We start from the raw sequence: 563 nt of genomic DNA on the forward strand, positions 1-563 counted from the left end.
TTGTGCTGCCGTTCGACTTGCATGTGTTAGGCCTACCGCCAGCGTTCACTCTGAGCCAGGATCAAACTCTTCACTTAAAACTACATTGCCCGAAGGCAAAAATTTAAAGCTGCAGATGAATGATTCTGGCAACGTATCGCTTGCTTTAAAACAATTAATAGTTGCTTGATCAAACGTCTGCAAGATGGACAATCATCCTTCCTGCAGGCGCCTTCACAAGATACCTGCGCATACTTTCAAAGATCCGGGGAAGTGGCCTCAGCGCCGTTCCCGTATGCTGCGAAGTTTCCTTCGTAGCGAGCCGCCCATTATAGCCGGCTTTTCCGCTTCGTCAACACCTTTTTCAAGGCCGCCGCACCGGGGTGGGCGTTGTTGCCGGAGTTGCTTCGTCGTTGGCCCCGAGAGGCTTTCGTCGTTGCGAGCCGCCTATTATGGCAGGCCTTTCAGCTTTGTCAACAACTTGTTTGAGGAACTTGAAGCTCTTCGTGAAGTTGTTGCCGCAAGTCCAGGTCAAAACCAGGTGCCTGCAAAAAAAGGAAAACCCCGCTGCGTGAGCAGCGGGG

General features: G+C 51.9%; 1 rRNA gene. It reads right to left on the reverse strand.

The features are described 5' to 3' along the window. Window positions 1-77 (reverse strand): 16S ribosomal RNA (locus N7367_RS19355); the annotation flags it as partial. Window positions 78-563: the final 486 nt, after the last annotated feature.

It is taken from the genome of Stenotrophomonas sp. GD04145 (genome assembly GCF_029835135.1).
In the GTDB taxonomy this organism is placed as follows: Bacteria; Pseudomonadota; Gammaproteobacteria; order Xanthomonadales; family Xanthomonadaceae; genus Stenotrophomonas; species Stenotrophomonas maltophilia_P.